This window comes from Exiguobacterium sp. MH3 (genome assembly GCF_000496635.1).
In the GTDB taxonomy this organism is placed as follows: Bacteria; Bacillota; Bacilli; order Exiguobacteriales; family Exiguobacteriaceae; genus Exiguobacterium_A; species Exiguobacterium_A indicum.
The window spans coordinates 1671332-1690184 of sequence record NC_022794.1; the positions used below are offsets into that span (position 1 = coordinate 1671332).

Here is an 18853-nt window from a genome sequence, read left to right on the forward strand (position 1 = left end):
TCCCTCTTATTTCATGTACATATATGTAGACCTGGGTCGTCTTGCCATCCTTTTTCGATCACACGTCGCTGAAAAATCGAATGACGCGCGGTACCGATTTGAAAAAGTGGCGTCGGTCGAATGATGCGATCAGCGAAATCGTTCGCACCATAAGGAAGATACAATTCGAAGTCTGGTCGTTTCGTCACTCCGATCGACGTGACGGTCTCGGGGAACTGTAAAATCGCATCCTTCGCGGACTTATATGGTGGTAATCCATTGATCAGATGCATGCGCGCTTGATTTTTAACGGACCACGGTATATCCGACAAGCGTCTTAGCTGCCCTTCATGACGCTTTTCCGTTACCTCCGAAAGATCGATAGGATCGAAATAAACGATATCGATATCCGGTCGTTCATATCGATTCTCCTCCCATACGATAGAGCGGACATATCCCGCGCACATCCACCAATCAGGTAATTCTAATGTTGCCACTAGCGTTAACATCTCTTGTAACTCAAGATTGTCTCGTAGTCGTTGATTAATCTCTTCTTCACTCAATCTCGTCTCCTCCGATTCGTAGGACGATTTTTCCTTGATACTGTCGAGATTCCATCAACCGATGCGCTTTTTGCACTTCCTCTAATGGGAACTCATGAATCATTGGCATCTTCAATTTATTTTCTTCAAACAACGTCAAGACATAGGATGCAGCAGTTCGAATACGTTCTGGATCCAGTTGACGTGTCGTGCCAAGACTAAATCCACGAATCGTCCGGCAACTCGCATGAACGTCTGTCGTCGAGAGTTCACCCGCTTCTCCACTACTATTACCGAATTGTACGAGTGTTCCGTAATACGCGAGACAGTCAAGACTTTTTCGTGTCACGTAACCCGCGACAGAGTCAAAGATAACATCCGCTCCCTTATCGACCGTCAATTCCTTCACTTTTTCAGAAAAATCATTATATGTAAAGACATTCTGAATACCAAGTGCATGAACATAAGGTATTTTATCAGCATGTCCAACAGTAGCAATCAATCGTGTCATTCCTTTTAATCGCGCCAATTGAATCAACATCGATCCGACACCTCCAGCGGCACTGTGGATGACGATTGTATCCTTCAGTTTCACTTGTGCGATCTGCGTCAACAATATCTCGCTTAAAATCGAAGTCAACATTCCTGCAGCAGCATCACGTAATGAAATCGTTTCAGGTAAACTGTAAACTAACCGTTCGTCGGCACGGACTACTTCCTTATATGATCCATCTAATACAAATGCCATGACTCGATCCCCTACTTTGATCGCGGAAGATGGATCCGCATCGACGACGATACCTGACACATCCACTCCGAGAACAAATGGAAAGGTTCCAGTCGCCTTGCCACCACGTCGTTGTTTGATATCCGTGAAATTGACTCCGGTCCATACCGCACGAATTAAGACTTCTCCAGATTGTCGAATCGGCATCACGACATCATCCATCTGTAGCACGTTTACATCACCGTATTGTTTTTGAATGACTGCTCTCATAATTCTTCCCCTTTCACTTCACTAAGGTTATTTTACCTTATTTTATCAATCGGGTAACCGTTTCCTTATTTTTACACTATTTTCTCCATTTAGCTTGTTTCCATTCCTTGTAAATAGTATATTTTATATAAATATTCTGACTATTCTATCGAAAAGGAGTGTTTTTATGCCACAAGCTCGTAAAGCGATTCCCCTAGTAATTACTTCTCTTGCCCTGATCGGTGGTGGCGGTTGGTATTGGTCATCCCATCAGGAGAAACCTATCAATGTCTCATCACAAACAAAATTAGCTGGTGTAAACGAGACGCAGGAGAATCGCATCTTAAACATTGACGAGTTGATGAAACAGGGACTCGTCAAGACATATCCGGGTGATCCTAAACTAAAAGCGAAGACATTCCGTGCCGAGGCACTTCTTTCCTCTCCTCCAAAAGAATTAAACCTGAAAGATAAACCAGGTTATCGTTATGTCACGATTCCGCTCGTCATGCATGACACGTCCGATAATTTCGGAGCTTACAGTGTCTATAAACCAAACTTATTCGTTCTCAATGATGGCAAAGGACACGAGTACGACGTCGTCGATTACGTCAATCATAATCCGAAGGCGTGGAAGAACAGTCATCAATATTATTCTCCACATCGCGCTCAAATCGATTTAGTCTATCAAGTACCAGAAGAAGCGAAGACGTTCGTCTTATTCGCTGCTTCCGATGCATTCCCGAAAACGCATACGATTAAAATCGAACTGTGATCCATTGCGCTTGCATGAATGTGCAAGCGTTTTTTACATAAGAATACGATGAGAAAGGATGTATGGTATCATGCTACGTTTCATCTGGAATTCGTGGTGGCGCAACAAGGAACGATTCATTTTATTACTCGTCGGCGTTCTCGTCGTCAGTACCGGTTTGAGTTATTTGATCGGGACGACACAAGCAAATAACGGAACAGTCGTCGACGAACTGCAAAAACGTTGGAAGTCTTCCTACGATATCGTCGTGCGTCCCCCAAATAGCCGAAGCGTGACGGAAGACCTCAAACTACTCGAACCGAACTATATGAGTAGTCTAGATGGTGGAATCACGATGAAGCAATATAAGACGATCCAAGATATCTCGGACGTCGAAGTCGCAGCTCCGATTGCGATGATTGGAAACCACTCTACAAATGCACCTGTTGGTACGCATCGGTTTGACGATTACGGTGTCTATAAGTTGACGATCACCGATAAACAGAATACCGGCTTGAACGTCGAAAAGTACTCTACCGTTAATTATCTCGCTGCCGGATGGACACCAGATGAAAATGCAACACGTTCCGGCGTCTCACCTGCTGTTCTGGGTGAAGATCCGTTATTAGAATTCGGAAGTGCGACGATGGTTGCCGGAATTGATCCCGAAGCAGAAGCCCGCTTGATCGGACTAGATAACGCGACGATCAGCGGAAAACATAGTCGCTACTTTGACAAACAAGACAAAGCAAACGTCGTCGATCCTGAACTCGGAACGGTTGAGATGCCTATTTTGATGAGCGAACGGGAATATGTCGATGCGTCACGGACGTATACGTATGAGAAAATAGACCTCCCGCTTATTAATGACTCGATACAAGAGACGATTCAAGATGTTACGAAGCGTGGTGGTGCAAAGTTTCTAAATATGCTACAGACGACTGACGATCCTGCAAAGACGTATTCAGTCACAACGCAGGACGTTCAAAAAACACTGCTAAAACAGATCATGACGGACTCGTTTCCTGAGCTGCCGTCAGGAAATTCCGAATGGCTGATCCTAAAGCCGTCACCGATTAGTTATCAGTCTATCTCTAGCCCCTTTGCGTCGCGCTGGCCGTTCAGTTACCAAGTTGAACCGAAGAAAGTCGATCCGGATTCGTTACTTGCGAAACGGACGATGTACCGGGAAGCACGCATGTTTGGGAAGACGAGTGATGATTGGCCAAGAGTTCGCTTAAACTACATCGGAGTCTTCAATCCGAAGAAATTGAATATATCGAAGGATCCCTTGACGGAACTACCGATGGAAACGTATTTCCCTGCAAAGGCGCAATGGGTCATGGATAAAAATGATCGTCCGGTTAACCCCGTCAAGGATGTCAAACCGACGAATGATCCGTATGACTTCCTGACGAAACCCCCTTCGATGTTGACGACGCTTGATGCCGCCTTCAAGATTCGCGGCGAAAAAGCAATCTCTGTCATTCGCGTCAATGTCAAAGGCGTCGATCAGATGAATGGAGCGAGTGAGCAAAAGCTCCAAGACGTCGCGAACGAAATTGAGGAGAAGACTGGTCTGATCACGGACATCACACTTGGTTCCTCTCCGCAGCTCGCTTTGACGTACTTACCAGGACTTGAAAAACAATCGGCCCTCGGTTGGGTCCAACAACCGTGGATCAAACTCGGTTCTTCAATGACGATTTTCCAAGAGGCGAAGGTCGGTATGTCTGGCGTCATCGCTAGCGTCATCGCGGTTGCGCTCGTCTATGTCTTTAGTTCAAATATCATTCTACTCTATGCACGCAAAAAGGAATTCGCGATTCTATTGTCTCTCGGCTGGCGTCCGCGTCAACTCTCGAAGTTGCTGTTCCTTGAAGCGACGCTACTCGGATCTCTCGTAGCGTTAATCGCTTGGTCGATTCTCGGTACGTTTTGGTTAACGACTGATCATCCGATCGCTTTAGGACGAATTCTGTTAATCGGTCTTGCTGGTCTACTCATTTACTGGGGTGGGACGCTCGTTCCGATGGCATTGATTCGTAGAATCAAACCATATGAGAGCATGCGATCCGGTGAAGTCTCACGTTCGCGACGATTCGTTCGGTCACAATCGATTCTTGGTATGAGCATGAACCAACTCTTTACGTACTGGCAACGAACAATCCTTTCGATTATCGCCATCGCCTTGCCGACGAGTCTGTTCATCTTCTTCCTCTTCGTGACATTCCGCTTAAAAGGGGTGCTCTATGCGACGTGGCTTGGTGAATATGTCGCCTTAGAAGTCGGCACGATGCATTATGTCGCGATGGGTGTTGCCCTATTGATCGCCATCTTGACGACGACGGAAATTCTTTGGCAAAACGTCAATGAACGTCGCAGTCAACTCGCTGTCTTAAAAGCGACAGGGTGGCAAGACGGGTTGATTCGACGCCTCGTCTTATTAGAAGGTTTGCTGACAGGGTTACTAGCTGGAATCGTCGGACTTCTCTTTGCGCTAGTGATGATTTGGCAAGTATACCGCCAATTCCCGACGACGGAACTCGGTTTCTTGTCTGCAACGATTCTAATTCCACTGTTGACAGGGATCATCGGTGCAATTTTACCAGCACAGCGCGCTGTCCGTATCGTTCCGAATGCTGCAATCAGCAGCGTCAATGCTAACTCAAAAGAAACCGAACGACGCTTTAAACTTGCTCTCTCATCTATCGGAGCCGTGTTATTCGTCGGTGTCCTTTCCCTCTTCCTGTTTGCAACGAATGAACAACCTGCCAAACAGACGTCTGTTGCGAAAGCTCCAAAAGTCATCACGACGGGAAGCAAAATTTCCGATGGTCTTACGGGTGCAAAGCGACAGCTCGAGACGACGAAAAAAGAATCATCCGGTGTCATCGAAGAGACGATGGCAAAAGGAACGATTAAGACGTTCCCAGGAGATCCGGCTGTTAAAGATACAAGTTTCTGGATCGGAAAATTGTTGAAGCAACCGCCTGCTTCCCTGAAACTAAAAGAGAAAGAGGGGTATCAGTACATCACGGTTCCGACGTTTTATCAAGATCTCTACTATCGAGATGCTGGGGAAGAAAGTTACTATTTCCCGAATCGTTTCCAAGTGACGGGAGTCAGTGGTGTCTATGAACCGATTGATTATGAAAACAAAAACGAAAAAACATGGAAACAGGGTATGAAGTATGTTGCACCGGGTCGGTCACATGTGAACCTTGTCTATCAAGTACCTGCAGATGAGACAGAATTCGTCATGTTCGTCTCAGGGGATATTTTCGCAAAGACGATTACCGTTAAAATTGATTTAAAGAAATGACCGAAGACAGCTCGTTCTCAACGTATGCCACCATACGTTCGAACGAGCTGTTTTTAAATGCGTATCAACACAATACCGCTAAGCATGACAAGTAGACTGACGATCTGCACACCTGTGACCGGTTGTTTCTTTGCACCGAACCAGCCGAAACGGTCAATCAATAGGCTGCCGGTCAGAAGACCGATCGTGACAATGACGACAGCGAGTCCTGTACCAACGAGCGGAACGATGAAGGCATTACCGGCAACGAACAATGCACCAATCAATCCCCCGATCCAAATCCAAGCAGGTAAGGGTTGCGACCGATCGATGTGCCACTTAGTTCGGAGGATCAGATTCAGCAATAACAAGGTGATCGTACCGATGACGAATGAAATCAAGGCGCCTTTGACGGCTGACCCGAGAACACTTCCGAGATGACCATTGATCGCCGTCTGGGCAGCACTCATCATACCGGTCAGAATCCCGAGCAGACGCCAGACAAGCACCGAGTTTTCTGATGATGCCACCTGTTGCTTCCGCCGTCGTGCGAAATAGTCACCGAGCGCGACCGTCCCGACGACACCGAGTAACACAAGCACTGCACCGATGACCCGTGTCAGTGAAAGTGTCGTGACGTTCGCTTCAAACAATCCAAAATGATCGATCAACAGTCCCATGATGACTTGACCGAAAATCGGCATGATGACCGTTTGGACACCACCGAGTCGCGGAAACAGCAAGATGTTCCCAGTCAAATAGATGACGCCAAGCAGTCCCCCACCCCAAATCCAGAGCGGTTCATCGGCAGTAGCTGTAAGACCTGTGAGATTCCCATCGACGACCAACACCAGAATCAGTAAGAAGAGTGAGCCGATCGAAAAGGAAATTAGCGAAGCGAGGAACGGCGATCCCACGACGCCCCGTAGCCGTGTATTGACACTCGTTTGAACCGGTACGAGCAGACCGATGATAAATCCAATAATGATTGCAAGCATACGAGGACCTCCTTCTTCATGTGCCCCTTCATCATACGGCAGTCGAACACGCTGAAGCGACCGGAATGCTCAAAAAGGAGCCGGTTCATCGACCGGCTCCACGAATTAGATCTTTTTCCACGACTTCGGATACGTCCTTAACTCCTTCTTCGTCGGATGCTCAGCATCAAGACGTTTTCCGTTTCGTTCAAGCAACATATCGGATACGAGCAAAACAATCGCAAGGACGACATAGACGGCAAAACTGAGGAAGAATGGCAAGTCGAATACGATGATCAGTGGGAAAAATAATCCCATTAAGATCACGAACAAAAAATCAGTCACATACTGCCATTGAATGATTTTTTTCATCTGTGGTTTTACCGTTAATGCCATATCACGTTCGACTTCTTGCGAGTGAATCCGCGCAATCCAGACCAATGCTACAAGTAAAAAGAACAATGGCCAGTACACGTCGCGATTGGCGACGACTAATAAGATACTGACGCCGTACAGCAACGAGCTGTATAAACGTGGTTTGACGAGTTGACGCTTTTCTTCTTGAATGAACGCGATGCGCTCGGCTTTCGTTTTCATCTAAATCCCCCAACTGATGTGACGTATCTTTTTAATCTGATCGAACCGTCCGTGATCGACCGATGTACTCGACTTTATTTTGAAGTACACGATACATCCGGTATTCTCCCGTTGGTGCCGACTTCAGCTGAACGGCAATCTGATGACGTCGTGATTTCGATGATTCGGACGCTACGAAGTACGGTTTGACTGACGCGATATCATCACGTCCGAACTGCTTCGTCACGTGTCTTACGACTTGCACTTCAACAATCTGTTCATAGGTCGCATCCCGTTCATCTGCGATCATCCACCAGCCGACACCGCTAATTACTATGAGTAATAGAATCGCCCCGATCGTTTTTCGCATTTCGATCCCCCCGGTTCTCGTGCCCTTACTTACTGTTTCAATTCGTGAACGAGGTTTTCCTGCTTTCGTCGGGTGACGAACCAAGCAATGCTTAGGACAAGCACTATCAAACCGGCAATGGTTCCGGCAATCGTCGGTACGTTAAAGTAAAATGCCCCCCTATCATCGATCCGTGTCACGAAGAAAGTCGCACCAAGACCACTAATCAGCCCAAAGGTGATGCCACTCCCAACGAATAAGAGCATTTGAATGAGTGTCAGCTGCCGGAGCTTGTTCCGTGTCAACGCAATCGTTCGTAGCAAGGCATACTCGCCTCGTTTTCCACTCACGAAACTGAGTAAGGCGTTCGCAAGTCCGAACCAGACGGATCCACTCATGACGACAAGCGCAATCAAGAAGACGAACCAGCGTTCCGTCGTTTGTTGCTTTGCATCGCGAAGCGCGTCAGATAGTCGATTCACTTGCAATGTCGGATAACTTTCTGTGATCTCTAATAATGTTGTGGTCACTTGAGTCTTTTTTAACTCGGACGGAACGTCGATAAAGACATTCAAGATGTGATCGTTTGGTTGCCGCAGTTGCTCGTTCCGCCAATCCACGAGGACGTCTGGTGCTATCTTCTTTTCAATTCCAACGATTCGGAATTGACCGACCGAAACGCTTCGTTCTTGTTCCCCGTCCCATCGCCCGAGCGGCAACGTATCACCTTTTTCGAGACTATGTTTTTTAGCGAAGGTACGTGAGACGATGATTCCTTCTGTGTCACTCGTCTGTTCTCCCTTTAAAACGTCAAGACGACGATAGTCCGTTACTTCGTATTCGATCGAGACATCTTCTTGAGACGATTGATATTCGAGTGAATTTCGAGACGACAGGAAGGTCGCTTTTGCGCCAGGTAGGTCCGTTTCAATTTGCCGAATCAATTGTAGCGGGTCTCCTTGCGATCCTTCATCTAAACGACTCTTTAGGACGACCTCCGTCGGATATTGGCTGATGATGTACTTCCGTTCGTTTTGTTGCACCGTCTCAAGGAACGTCGAGCCGATGACGACGATGATCATCAAGACTTGAACAATCAGCATCAACCAGGCATTTTTCCGAAGTTGCGGTAACACGCCCCGGAAGGCGACGAAACTTGTCGGTCCCGCTAACCGACGAACGATCGGTTCCGCTCGATGCAGCACTCCCTTCAAGAGGAGTGGCGTCGCAAGATACATCGTCAGTAAAAAGGCGACGGTTGCACCGAGCCAGGCGATTGCCCGTGCCCCCTCCGTACTGGCAATCACTTCAGCGAACAACACCAAACTGACGGTCAATCCACTACTGAACAGGACGAGACGTTTTCGCCGGGTCGGTCGTGACGCCGTTTTCAGATTTTCTCGCAAGACGTGGAGTGGTAACACATCCCGTTTTCGGTAAGCCGTACTCGCGAGCAACAGCAGAATCAACAAAGCACTACCGAACGTTACGAGCACCAAGAACGCTCCCTGTTCGATCATGAGGGAGACAATCATTTTACCCTCTGTCGGCCATACGAGTTGACCGAGTAACGGGAAGCAAATACTGCCTAGAATCGTAAGCACCATGCCCGCTAAGACAATCAATCCAGATTGAACGAAGAACAGCTGAAACAGTTGCCGTGTCGTCGCCCCAAGCGTCCGCATGATGGCAAATTGGACAGCATGTTTACGTAAATACAAGTCGAAATTCGCCATCAAGATGAAGCCGGACACGACAAGGATCAGTACTGACAAGATTCCGATGTAACCGTTCAGCGCCGGTGAGAGCGTTTGCCCTTCCGAAAGTTCAATCCGGAGCTTCGGATTCGCTTTGACGAGTGTATCGGCATAGTGGACGAGATCCGCCTCTTTTTTTAGATTGAGCAAGACGGCTTTCGTTTCGATCGGATGATACTTCTTCAGATCAGCATACGAAAGAAAGACTTGATCTTGCGTAGCTTCAGATGTTGTCGCACTTGGTAAAATCTCACGGATTCGATACGTCGCTTCTCCGACGCGAAGCGTTTGCCCGACACTACGATCAAGCGACGTCGCGAGTCTAGCTGACACGATCGCTTCTCCCTGTTTCAAATCGTTCGTGAAATGATACCGACTTTTCGTCAGGGCATCCGAATGAACTCCTATCGTCTCCACGTCGGCCATCGTTTGACCAGCTACGCGCGCTGTCGTCTGTATGATCGACTCTGCGCCCAAGACATCGTGATCCTTTTTAAGTTGCTCAAACACGGACTGATCCGTCCGCTCGTCTTCAGGTGTATATTTGACCGTCAGATCGACTTGACCATATCTTTGTACACGATCTGTCTCGATAGCGGCTTGATTATGTAATAAAAAAATGACCATCGTCAAGACAAGACCAATCGAAATCATGACGCTTCCGATTGAGGTCACTAAAATCATCGGACTTTTACGGTACAGTCGGTGGGAAAGACGGAAGAGATGTTGTCGTTTCATACAGCCCCCACGAATTGCTCGTATGTCTCTAAGATCGGCGCCACGTCTCCGGTTGACAGCTGATCGGCAACGATCTGTCCGTCATGGAAATACAGCACACGTTTCGCATGAGCAGCTACGGTCGCATCATGAGTCACGAGCAGGATGCTCGTTAATTGTTCGCGATTGAGTTCTTGAAGTAACTGCATGATTTCAGCAGATGTCTTGAAATCGAGGTTCCCCGTCGGCTCATCCGCTAAGATGATCGGTGGTCGACTGATCAAGGCACGTGCGATGGCGACACGTTGTTGTTGTCCACCCGACAGCTCTTGCGGTCGATGATTGTTCCACTTCGTCAGTCCGACTCGCTTGAGCCAAGTGTCCACCTCTTGATTGATCGTTTTATCATCCATCCCCTTCAGCATCAATGGTAAAGCGATGTTCTCCTGAACTGTCAAATCATCGAGCAGATGAAACGATTGAAAGATGAACCCGATTTGCTGTTGTCGGTATAACGTCGCAGCAGGTTCAGTGAAGATGTCGCGTTGCCGTTTTTCCTTTAAGGTCAACGTTCCGCCGGTTGGTGCGTCAAGCGCTCCCAGGATATTCAACAGTGTACTTTTCCCGGAGCCACTCGTGCCCATGATGGCGATGAACCCTCCTTCCTCTAACGTAAAGCTGACTTGCTTCAATGCATGGATCGTCTCCGTTCCACGTATGTAAGTTTTTGATAACCGTTCGACTTCTAATAAAGCTGACACACGCATCCCTCCTTAGTTATTCCGTCTTTATCATAACCATAATAAGGATTATTTAGAAGTAAATGCAAAAAACTCCTCATCCAAACGACGAGGAGTTACTGGTTATTGTCGAACATATTTCAAAGGAATCAAATCCGCAATCCGGACTTTCGTCAATTCTTCGTCAAGATTCAAGAGGACAAACGCGTCCGGTGCATAGTCGGAAATCAATTCGCGACACATGCCGCACGGACTGACGACACGAATCGTTCGGTCCGCCTCATCCGAATAGGGATGTCGGACGGCGACGATCGTCTCAAAATCCGTCAATCCATCCGTGATGGCGGAACCGATCGTGATGGCTTCCGCGCACACCGTCACCCGTCCGATATAGGCTTCGACATGAACACCCGTTTTCGTCGCGCCATCTTTTGTCCGCAACGCAGCTGCGACGTGATGTTTATCGTCGGCGTAACGGCTTTGAATCGTTTCAGTTGCTCGTTCGACCAGTTGCAGGTCGGCTTCTGTAATCGGATAAGTCTGCATAATGTGCTCCTTACGTGTCTTTTTTCTTATAGGTCAAACCGATGAATTGTGCTTTTTCATTGAATAGTCGACGGTAGGATAGAAAACCAACGAGGACCGATGCCATCGCCGCCGTCGTCAAGATCAGGAATAGAATCAATAGTTGATAAAGGACCGCTTCCATTGGATCGGCGCCACCGATGATCAACCCACTCATCATCCCTGGCAGTTGGACGAGCCCCATCGTTTTTTGCGCTTCGATTGTTGGAATCATACTTGTCCGGATTGCGCCTTTTAAGCTCGTATCAATCGCTGTCTTCGCATCTCCACCGAGTGAAAGAATCAGTTCGATGACCTCGTCGCTTCGTTCGACCTCGTCCTTGAACTTATTGAGAAACAATAAAGACAAGATCATACAGTTTCCGATGACCATCCCGCTGATTGGAATGACTTGCTGGGCTTCGAACGGAATGATTCGTAACCCGAGCAAAATCCCCATCGTCAATGCTTCGACCGCAATTAATGTCAACAAGATGATCCACTGGATCCCGGGAATCCCGTCCCCTTTACGGATGACGTTCAGTGTCGCTGCACCGATCATCAACAAAATCATGAGTAACATGAAAATTGGACTGCCGCTTTCAAAGACGAACGTCAGAATATAACCGATGATCAAGAGTTGAACGATTGATCGAACGGTTGCGATGAGGATGTCCTTCTCTAGACCAAGCCGTAACGTCCGCGCTAAGACGAGGGGGATCAAAATAAAGATGAGCGAAGTTGCCAGTTGGAGGTAACTCATACCGATTCCCCCTTCAAGAACGCTTGTGTCTCTGCTTGACCACTTGAAACGAGTTCCTTGAATGCACCAGACTCGATCAATCGTCCTTCCTTTAAAAACCAGACGTCGTCGCTGACCCGCTTGGCTTGCTCTAAGTCATGCGTAATCCAAATGATCGTCGTCTGTAACTTCTGCTGTAAATCAAGAATCAGCTTCTCAATCTCCTGTACCATCCGGTAATCGAGACTTGCCGTAATTTCGTCAAGCAACAGGACGTCCGGTCGATTGACAAGTGTCCGCGCGATTCCAAGTCGGCTTCGTTCACCACCCGACAAATCTTTGACCGGTCGCTCAAGTTCGACGGATAGGTCAACTTGTTGTAGCAAGCATTCCGCCTCTTCGCGCGGTAACGATTCACCGAAGATCGATTTCGGTAAATTGATATTATCGTAGACGGTACCTGGAATCATCGGCGCACTTTGGAACGCCATTCCGATCCTTTTGCGGACATCGAGCAGATTCATCTGCTCAAGTGGTTCGCCTCGAAAACGAATTTCGCCGCGATCGGGAGAAATTAATCCATTGATGTGTTTCAATGTCGTCGATTTCCCGGCACCACTCGGTCCGACGAGCGTCGTAATGACGCCTTCGCGGAACTCACCTGTTATTTCGTGTAAGATGTGTTGATAGCTGACTTCGTGAAACGTAAGAATCGACATACCGTGTGTTCACCTGACTTTCTACAAGTTTCGGGTAATGCTCCTGTAGTGTTGTACCCGAAAATCCGTCACGTTAGTACGTCAAGCGACACTTCCTTACGAGTGGATGATCTCTCCGGCAAAATCATAAGGTACCGTTCGACCAGCAAAGAGCGATTCTTTTGATGCTTCCGGTAAATTGAGGTGTTTGAACGCTTCTTCACGATCCATCCAGACGAGTCCGGAAATTTCTTCTGGAACATTCGTCTTTAATTGACCGGAAGTGATTTCTCCCGCGAAGAAGAAAAAGAGACAATGTTCCCCCGCTTGCGGGAAGAATGCTTCTGCAAGATGGACGATGTCACTTGGTATGATTGTAAATCCTGTCTCTTCCAGAACTTCACGCGTGATTGCCGTATGTAGCGTTTCGTCGCGCTCGACTGTCCCACCGGGCAATGTATAGTAGTCACCGTGATCGCCACGATTCTCGACCATCAATAATTGATCGCCGGTTTCATTAAATAATGTCGCATAGACGATGTTTTTACGGATATTCATGTTCGTCCTCCTATCGTTTTGTACATCTGCTATTTCTGATCAAAGCGTGTTGTTTTTATTATGTCTTTTCTAGCTCATTTGTCCAAATTTCAATTTGACCCTGTAGGAACGCCATCAACTCTTTCATTTCCGCATCACTTGGTAAGAAGGATACGCCCGCTCTCGCATAGACGGTTTGGATCGAATGGGTTTGACTAAGCGCTAAAGCTGCGATGAAATCTTTCAGCGTTTGGTCAGGGTCTTTCGTGAAACGGTGATAAACCTGGAGAGCGGCGATTTGAGCAATCGCGTACTCGATGTAATAAAAAGGTGTCTCAAAGAGATGGATGACACTCATCCATGCGTGACCTTTCCAATCGGGTGTTTCCGACCAATCAATGACGTCCGTATCGTATGATTCTCGGAGATCGGCATAATAGGCATGTCGTTCTGTCGGATCATGATCGGGGTAAGCATAGAGCCATGATTGAAAACGATCGACGATGATCGTCTCGGGTAAGAACTCGACAATGGAACGAATCTGTTCCAGTTTCGCCCGGGCAACGTCTTTTTTATCCGAAATCACCTGATGCCATTCGTTCATCGTCAACAACTCGAGCGACATGGCAGCGAACTCCCCTACTTCGAGCGGAATCGGTTGTAGTCCGTCGTACGTTTCTTTCATCGCATCATGATGGACGGCATGGCCGATCTCATGCATAAAGATGACGAGATCATCGAAGGTATGGATGCGATTCATGAATAAGAACGATTGTTGTTCGACCGGTAAATACTCACAAAACCCTCCGCCTGCTTTGTTCGACCGGGCATCGATATCGAGATGATTTATCTGTCGCATGTCTTTTAATACTTCAGCAAAATAGGGGTGAACGCTCTTGAGGATGGCTTGAGTCTGATCTAAGAATGAAGTATCGGAATCGGTCACGTGATGATCAATCTGTGTATAGGCCGATTGCCGGACGTCCCACGGATGGAGCGCATGTTTGCCGAGAAACGTTTGTTGTTCGCGCTGAAATTGCCGTTTGACCGGTAGAAATTCGGATTGAATGATGGCGGCGTAGTGATTGACATCTTGACTCGTATAATCGACGCGTCCGAGTTCTGCAAAAGCTAGTTCTTCGAATCCGATCTTACCACTTGCAGTGGCACGCGCTTGTCGTAACTCAACGAGTCGTGAAAACAACGGTTGAATGACGGATTCTTTCATGCGGAATGCTTCCTCAATCGATAAGAGCGCTTGTTTTCGAGTGGATTCATCCGCGTCAAATAAAGCAGCATGCAGATCGGAAACCGCCTCTCCCGATTTTGTCAGCATCGTCGCCTCAATTCGGAGATAGTCTTGAATAAGACAAGCTTCCTCTTCTGTCACACTTGTTGCTCTGAGTGATTGTTCAAAACGTGCTCTCGTTCGAAGTGTGATGTCATCACGCGAGACGAGATCCATTTTTACGGAACGTCTCAACGTATCGAGCTTATCCGATAGCTGCTGACGCCCTTGTTCGTATTCAGAAGTGGTACCGGGGTCTGTGACGTCCTGGAGATACGCGATTTTTTGTTTGAGCAATGTCTCTTCCATTTGGAGAATCGAAGCAATCTGGTGCGTAACATTCTCATCATGATAAATAACGTTATTTACAGATGACTGAGATTTCATCGACGGATTTCACATCTCCTTTCAACTTATTCCAGTATACAGTTTATGCCAACGATATGATTATTTTACGAATAAATGACTATTATATTGTCTTATTTGACTATTATCGTTGTCATAAAGACAATGATAAGTTACATTATATAGGAGGTGAATCCCCATATGAAATCCAGGTTAAAAGAATTACGTGCCCGTCACGGGTGGAATCAGTCTGAACTAGCACGGCGTGCGAACATTTCGCGCCAGACGATCAGCTTAATCGAACGCGAAGAATTCATGCCGTCGCTATTGATTGCTGTCAAAATTTCTCGTGTGTTTGATACGCCGCTAGAAGATATCTTTTATTTCGATGAGGAGGAATTAACATGAACAAGGAAGCAGTCAAGGTCATCATCGCAGCATTACTCGGTGGCATCAGCAGTTATTTCGTCATGTTTGTCCTAAAAAATACCCATTTGTCACAGTTTGAACGATCGCTCTATCTTGATTACATATTCATTGGTCTTTTCGTTATCTTGACGATCTTGACTCTCAGTTACATCGTACGCTATTTGCAAATTCGCCAATTAACTCAACACTCTGTTTCTTCCGACGAAGAGGACGCAATCGATGATCAATTGAATCGATACTATGCAGATGGCATGATGATGGTTCAGGTTTCTACTCTTCTCAGCATCGGGCTCGCATCATTTAGCATCATTGAAAACCAGTTCGGACTTCATTTGATACTGATCGGACTCTTTTTTATCATCAGTAGTCTTGCCTCTGTTTTTTATCTTAATCTCATGCATCATATATATCCGGACCGTCAGTTCCCGAAGTACTCGGAAACAAACTATATCAAAAAGCTGTTCGCTGCTTCAGATGACGGCGAACGTCACGTCATGTTAGAGGGACTCATCCGTTCACAGTCTTCTTTGCAACTCCTATTGATGGGGATTATCGTCGTATTGGTCGTGTATTCGTATGAGACCGGTCAGTCTCAGATCTTTGCAATCAGCTTATTGATTATCGCCTTGATCTGGAGCAACGCAAAATATTTTCTCCATGTACGCAATCGCTAAAAAGGAGCATTCAGTCAATGGACTGGATGCTCCTTTACATGCCTTCAAAAATCACGATGATTTTGTTGTTGATGGACATCATGCTGGTTCAGTGTATATTCCTGATCGTCGAGCGAGCGATGTTTCGATTGACTCCGCGCTGAAATGAACCAGACGACTCCACCAACGGCGAGAAAGATCGCAATGAAGATCATGGAAACCCTCCTTTAGATTCCTTTTTTACTTTATTCTTCCAACACCCTGGTTTTTCCTTTACGATAAGATAGAAGATATGAATTTATAGGGGGCGTTAGGATGTTCGGCAAAGAACCGACATGTATGCATTGCGGCAAAACGATTGAAGGAAACGAAAAAGTCTACATCCAGATGCGCTATCCGAAACATCGCGGGATGACGGAAGTCAAAGCATACCTAAAAAGCGAAGGACGTTTCATTTGTGAGCAGTGTTTCGCAGAAAAGACAGAGTCAAAGGGGTAAGCATCCATGAATCTGAAAGAGAGTACGATTTTAGTTACAGGAATGACCGGAACGCTTGGCTCTCGTGTTGCGCGACGTTTTCTTGAAGAAGCGCGTGAAGTGCGCGGTTTGTATCGCTCTCAGGAACAAGCGGATCAATACGCTTTCAAAGATGTCCACGCAGTCATCGGTGAGCTCGGTGATCCGGATTCGCTTCTAACAGCACTTCAAGGCGTCGATCTGTTGATTCACTGTGCTGCCTATCTCGGAGATGATCCCGATTTAGCACAGGAAGCAAATGTCACAGGTGTACAACATCTCGCGGATGCTGCGACAAAAGCTCGTGTCAAGCGCATCGTTCACATCTCGACGACTTCCGTGTACGGCGAAGTCGTGAGTGGACATTTTACGGAAACGTCACCACTCCTACCGTCCGAACACGTCTACATTCATACAAAACAGGAATCCGAACGCCTGTTACAGGAAAACACACCCAATTCCGATTTAATCATCTTACGCCCAGGATCAATTTGTGCCGAGAAGCAGTCCTACTGGGGGGATCGTCAAGTCGAGCGGATGAAGGAGGCGGAAGTGATTACCTGGGTGCATCCGGACGATGTCGTCCCGTGGGTCCATACCGATAATCTAGTCGAGATGATCGTCATCGCCGCAAAAAATGCGCATAATGGGGACACCTTTAATGCGATTGATGCGAATCTACCTGAGACGGATTTTCGGATGAAGTTGATCACAGCAAGTGACAAGCCGTACCAAACACCGAATCGTTCGGCGGAATGCGCTACTTTCTCAAACGAACGAATCAAACGACTCGGATATGTTCCGATTCGTACTCCTGAATCAACTATTGAACAGTTGGTCAAATCGTTTTAATAACGAAGAGGCATCGAATCGAGTGATTCGGTGCCTCTTTTTATGCTTATCTTACCGACATCCACTTGATCCAGCGATTCCGGTCGTGCGCTCGTAATTCTTTCATCGTTAAAAGGATTTGTTCTGTTCCAAGTACTCGTTCTGCCTCAAGGATTCCACTTTTCCCAAGTGAGCGATTGAGATTAAAATTCAGCCAGTCTAGCTTTCCTTGAACACTGCTATCGATGACGTGCGTCCAGTCGACATCAGGCAAACGTTGTTTTGTCGCGTAACCGTCAAGAAATGCGTTAAATCGAACGCTGTCAAACGTATTGTTTTCCTGCTTCGACCAATAACAGGCTGTCTCGAACACGTCGACGGCTCGATGGATCAGACCCGCAGACTCCCAGTCAATCAGGACTGGACCCGTTGGTGTCCAGAGGATGTTCTTTGGATCGAGATCACGATGACTGACGATCCAGTCTACTGGCAGTTGTTTTTGCGCTCCCTGTGCTAATCTTTCTATTCGTTGCAGCTGTTCCTGCTCTTCCATGAATAGCTGCAGCCACTTTGCTTGCTGCCGTTTTCCTTCTTCTAAATGACCGTCCCAATCGATTGAAGTACTCGAGGTATCCGGCTTTAAAAAACCAGTTGTCGCTACCGTAAGTCCATGCAACCGTCCTAATTGAACTCCGATTTGTCGTGCATGTGCCGATCGAAGCTGGTCGGTTGATAACGTCTTGCCATCGATCCAGTCAAACAAAAGGTAATCCGAGCCGTCAATCGTTTGTACCGCTTGGTCTTTGATGCGACGTGCCGGTAATGCTGCTAAGTGAAATGACGCTTGCACGGCGACATCTTCTGACATCTTAAAATTATTTCGTGCTTCAGGGCGTTGCATGATGTCCGGATTCAATCGTTTTAAGACGTAAGATCCAGTCGTCGTCTGTAATCGCCATGTCTCATGCATGAGTCCGCCAGTCAATCGTACAGGTTCGCTAATCATTTGTCCTATTGTAAAACGTTCACAAATCAAATTCATCGTTTGTTGCATCCTATTCTCCATTTCGTTCGTTCCAACCGATCCATGAAATGCTACACTAGTTTTGCATGATTTCATTGAACACGAAGGAAGGTTTTAGTATGAAACAAATTCATCACATCTGCATTCAGACGACGGACTATGCTGCGTCTAAACATTTTTATGAACAACTTGGATTCTCCCTCGTTCAAGAGTCACCTGGTTTTCACGACCGCGCCTTTAACAGCTGGTTACGTCTCGGTGACTTCTATATCGAATTGCAAACACCCAAATCGGGTCAGCCGTTCACTGATTATACGAAACAAGCAGCTGGTCCCGTCCATTTCGCACTTTACGTTGACGACTTGCAAGAAGAAGTAGCACGCCTCGAACGACTCGGGATGCCTTTCCTACCGAAACACGGCGGAAACATCTACTTCGTCGTCGATGGTCATCTTAGCAAATTAAAAGCACCCGAAGGAACAATCATCGAATTACGGGATACGTTTGCAATCTCTTAATTTCGATTCAACCGCCCATAATAAGGCGGTTTTTATA

21 protein-coding genes are annotated in these 18853 nt (G+C 46.9%); 7 read left to right on the plus strand and 14 right to left on the minus strand.

All coding sequences use genetic code 11. The features are described from left to right. Positions 1-11 precede the first annotated feature (11 nt). Both U719_RS08955 and U719_RS08960 read right to left on the minus strand, forming a co-directional pair. The gene (locus U719_RS08955) at positions 12-542 is read right to left on the minus strand and encodes a nucleotidyltransferase family protein (protein WP_023468441.1); all 531 of its coding nucleotides are present in this window, start codon (positions 540-542) and stop codon (positions 12-14) included. Then, positions 535-1518: a zinc-binding dehydrogenase gene (locus U719_RS08960; protein WP_023468442.1), complete on the minus strand. Its 984-nt coding sequence runs from the start codon at positions 1516-1518 to the stop codon at positions 535-537. Before U719_RS08960 ends, U719_RS08955 begins: the two co-directional genes overlap by 8 nt. A gap of 166 nt (positions 1519-1684) precedes the next feature. Between U719_RS08960 and U719_RS08965 the strand changes: the two genes are divergently transcribed. Next, complete coding sequence (locus tag U719_RS08965; protein ID WP_023468443.1) at positions 1685-2272, plus strand: hypothetical protein; 588 nt, start codon at positions 1685-1687, stop codon at positions 2270-2272. A 70-nt stretch (positions 2273-2342) separates the two neighbouring features. Next, entirely contained in the window at positions 2343-5576 is a 3234-nt protein-coding gene (locus U719_RS08970) for an FtsX-like permease family protein (protein ID WP_023468444.1), read from the plus strand. A gap of 53 nt (positions 5577-5629) precedes the next feature. On the opposite strand, the gene U719_RS08975 is transcribed toward U719_RS08970, so the two are convergent. The 10 genes from U719_RS08975 to U719_RS09020 all read right to left on the minus strand — a co-directional run bounded on the left by U719_RS08975 (position 5630) and on the right by U719_RS09020 (position 14887). Beyond that, entirely contained in the window at positions 5630-6553 is a 924-nt protein-coding gene (locus U719_RS08975; RefSeq protein WP_023468445.1) for a DMT family transporter, read from the minus strand. 105 nt (positions 6554-6658) lie between these two features. Continuing rightward, positions 6659-7129, minus strand: coding sequence for a hypothetical protein (locus U719_RS08980; RefSeq protein ID WP_023468446.1), 471 nt, complete (start codon positions 7127-7129; stop codon positions 6659-6661). Positions 7130-7160: 31 nt separating this feature from the next. Next, a complete protein-coding gene (locus tag U719_RS08985) occupies positions 7161-7478 on the minus strand; it encodes a hypothetical protein (RefSeq protein ID WP_023468447.1) in 318 nt (105 codons plus the stop codon). Positions 7479-7507: 29 nt separating this feature from the next. Then, positions 7508-9952 carry an ABC transporter permease gene (locus U719_RS08990; RefSeq protein WP_023468448.1) on the minus strand — a complete coding sequence of 815 codons (2445 nt, stop codon included), beginning with the start codon at positions 9950-9952 and terminating at the stop codon, positions 7508-7510. After that, positions 9949-10698 carry an ABC transporter ATP-binding protein gene (locus U719_RS08995; protein WP_023468449.1) on the minus strand — a complete coding sequence of 250 codons (750 nt, stop codon included), beginning with the start codon at positions 10696-10698 and terminating at the stop codon, positions 9949-9951. The genes U719_RS08990 and U719_RS08995 overlap by 4 nt, the downstream gene beginning before the upstream one ends. 96 nt (positions 10699-10794) lie before the next feature. Further along, complete coding sequence (locus U719_RS09000; RefSeq protein WP_023468450.1) at positions 10795-11217, minus strand: cytidine deaminase; 423 nt, start codon at positions 11215-11217, stop codon at positions 10795-10797. A gap of 10 nt (positions 11218-11227) precedes the next feature. Further along, positions 11228-11998, minus strand: coding sequence for an iron export ABC transporter permease subunit FetB (gene fetB, locus U719_RS09005; protein ID WP_023468451.1), 771 nt, complete (start codon positions 11996-11998; stop codon positions 11228-11230). Next, on the minus strand, positions 11995-12696 hold the full coding sequence (locus tag U719_RS09010; RefSeq protein ID WP_023468452.1) for an ATP-binding cassette domain-containing protein: 702 nt from the start codon (positions 12694-12696) through the stop codon (positions 11995-11997). Before U719_RS09010 ends, fetB begins: the two co-directional genes overlap by 4 nt. A 96-nt stretch (positions 12697-12792) precedes the next feature. Next, the gene (locus U719_RS09015) at positions 12793-13233 is read right to left on the minus strand and encodes an NUDIX domain-containing protein (RefSeq protein ID WP_023468453.1); all 441 of its coding nucleotides are present in this window, start codon (positions 13231-13233) and stop codon (positions 12793-12795) included. A 58-nt stretch (positions 13234-13291) separates the two neighbouring features. Continuing rightward, entirely contained in the window at positions 13292-14887 is a 1596-nt protein-coding gene (locus U719_RS09020; RefSeq protein ID WP_023468454.1) for a M3 family metallopeptidase, read from the minus strand. A gap of 159 nt (positions 14888-15046) precedes the next feature. Between U719_RS09020 and U719_RS09025 the strand changes: the two genes are divergently transcribed. Then, the gene (locus U719_RS09025) at positions 15047-15253 is read left to right on the plus strand and encodes a helix-turn-helix transcriptional regulator (protein ID WP_023468455.1); all 207 of its coding nucleotides are present in this window, start codon (positions 15047-15049) and stop codon (positions 15251-15253) included. Then, entirely contained in the window at positions 15250-15948 is a 699-nt protein-coding gene (locus tag U719_RS09030) for a DUF3169 family protein (RefSeq protein ID WP_023468456.1), read from the plus strand. Before U719_RS09025 ends, U719_RS09030 begins: the two co-directional genes overlap by 4 nt. Positions 15949-15992: 44 nt before the next feature. On the opposite strand, the gene U719_RS16850 is transcribed toward U719_RS09030, so the two are convergent. After that, the gene (locus U719_RS16850; RefSeq protein ID WP_023468457.1) at positions 15993-16142 is read right to left on the minus strand and encodes a hypothetical protein; all 150 of its coding nucleotides are present in this window, start codon (positions 16140-16142) and stop codon (positions 15993-15995) included. Between the two features lie 100 nt (positions 16143-16242). On the opposite strand from U719_RS16850, the gene U719_RS09035 reads away from it, so the two are divergent. Further along, positions 16243-16425 carry a hypothetical protein gene (locus U719_RS09035; protein ID WP_023468458.1) on the plus strand — a complete coding sequence of 61 codons (183 nt, stop codon included), beginning with the start codon at positions 16243-16245 and terminating at the stop codon, positions 16423-16425. 6 nt (positions 16426-16431) lie between these two features. Then, on the plus strand, positions 16432-17295 hold the full coding sequence (locus tag U719_RS09040; protein WP_023468459.1) for an NAD(P)-dependent oxidoreductase: 864 nt from the start codon (positions 16432-16434) through the stop codon (positions 17293-17295). A 46-nt stretch (positions 17296-17341) separates the two neighbouring features. On the opposite strand, the gene U719_RS09045 is transcribed toward U719_RS09040, so the two are convergent. Then, positions 17342-18280 carry a phosphotransferase gene (locus U719_RS09045; RefSeq protein WP_158408698.1) on the minus strand — a complete coding sequence of 313 codons (939 nt, stop codon included), beginning with the start codon at positions 18278-18280 and terminating at the stop codon, positions 17342-17344. Positions 18281-18417: 137 nt separating this feature from the next. Between U719_RS09045 and U719_RS09050 the strand changes: the two genes are divergently transcribed. After that, positions 18418-18816 carry a VOC family protein gene (locus tag U719_RS09050; RefSeq protein WP_023468461.1) on the plus strand — a complete coding sequence of 133 codons (399 nt, stop codon included), beginning with the start codon at positions 18418-18420 and terminating at the stop codon, positions 18814-18816. Positions 18817-18853 lie beyond the last annotated feature (37 nt).

What these genes read in the sequence shown, in the direction of transcription:
- U719_RS08980 (WP_023468446.1), bottom strand. Translation starts at nt 7,129, where the DNA reads ATGAAAACGAAAGCCGAGCGCATCGCGTTCATTCAAGAAGAAAAGCGT.
- U719_RS08970 (WP_023468444.1), top strand. Translation starts at nt 2,343, where the DNA reads ATGCTACGTTTCATCTGGAATTCGTGGTGGCGCAACAAGGAACGATTC.
- U719_RS09040 (WP_023468459.1), top strand. Translation starts at nt 16,432, where the DNA reads ATGAATCTGAAAGAGAGTACGATTTTAGTTACAGGAATGACCGGAACG.
- U719_RS09010 (WP_023468452.1), bottom strand. Translation starts at nt 12,696, where the DNA reads ATGTCGATTCTTACGTTTCACGAAGTCAGCTATCAACACATCTTACAC.
- U719_RS08990 (WP_023468448.1), bottom strand. Translation starts at nt 9,952, where the DNA reads ATGAAACGACAACATCTCTTCCGTCTTTCCCACCGACTGTACCGTAAA.
- fetB (WP_023468451.1), bottom strand. Translation starts at nt 11,998, where the DNA reads ATGAGTTACCTCCAACTGGCAACTTCGCTCATCTTTATTTTGATCCCC.
- U719_RS09050 (WP_023468461.1), top strand. Translation starts at nt 18,418, where the DNA reads ATGAAACAAATTCATCACATCTGCATTCAGACGACGGACTATGCTGCG.
- U719_RS08995 (WP_023468449.1), bottom strand. Translation starts at nt 10,698, where the DNA reads ATGCGTGTGTCAGCTTTATTAGAAGTCGAACGGTTATCAAAAACTTAC.
- U719_RS09015 (WP_023468453.1), bottom strand. Translation starts at nt 13,233, where the DNA reads ATGAATATCCGTAAAAACATCGTCTATGCGACATTATTTAATGAAACC.
- U719_RS09035 (WP_023468458.1), top strand. Translation starts at nt 16,243, where the DNA reads ATGTTCGGCAAAGAACCGACATGTATGCATTGCGGCAAAACGATTGAA.
- U719_RS16850 (WP_023468457.1), bottom strand. Translation starts at nt 16,142, where the DNA reads ATGATCTTCATTGCGATCTTTCTCGCCGTTGGTGGAGTCGTCTGGTTC.
- U719_RS09045 (WP_158408698.1), bottom strand. Translation starts at nt 18,280, where the DNA reads ATGATTAGCGAACCTGTACGATTGACTGGCGGACTCATGCATGAGACA.
- U719_RS08975 (WP_023468445.1), bottom strand. Translation starts at nt 6,553, where the DNA reads ATGCTTGCAATCATTATTGGATTTATCATCGGTCTGCTCGTACCGGTT.
- U719_RS08985 (WP_023468447.1), bottom strand. Translation starts at nt 7,478, where the DNA reads ATGCGAAAAACGATCGGGGCGATTCTATTACTCATAGTAATTAGCGGT.
- U719_RS09030 (WP_023468456.1), top strand. Translation starts at nt 15,250, where the DNA reads ATGAACAAGGAAGCAGTCAAGGTCATCATCGCAGCATTACTCGGTGGC.
- U719_RS09020 (WP_023468454.1), bottom strand. Translation starts at nt 14,887, where the DNA reads ATGAAATCTCAGTCATCTGTAAATAACGTTATTTATCATGATGAGAAT.
- U719_RS09000 (WP_023468450.1), bottom strand. Translation starts at nt 11,217, where the DNA reads ATGCAGACTTATCCGATTACAGAAGCCGACCTGCAACTGGTCGAACGA.
- U719_RS08960 (WP_023468442.1), bottom strand. Translation starts at nt 1,518, where the DNA reads ATGAGAGCAGTCATTCAAAAACAATACGGTGATGTAAACGTGCTACAG.
- U719_RS08965 (WP_023468443.1), top strand. Translation starts at nt 1,685, where the DNA reads ATGCCACAAGCTCGTAAAGCGATTCCCCTAGTAATTACTTCTCTTGCC.
- U719_RS09025 (WP_023468455.1), top strand. Translation starts at nt 15,047, where the DNA reads ATGAAATCCAGGTTAAAAGAATTACGTGCCCGTCACGGGTGGAATCAG.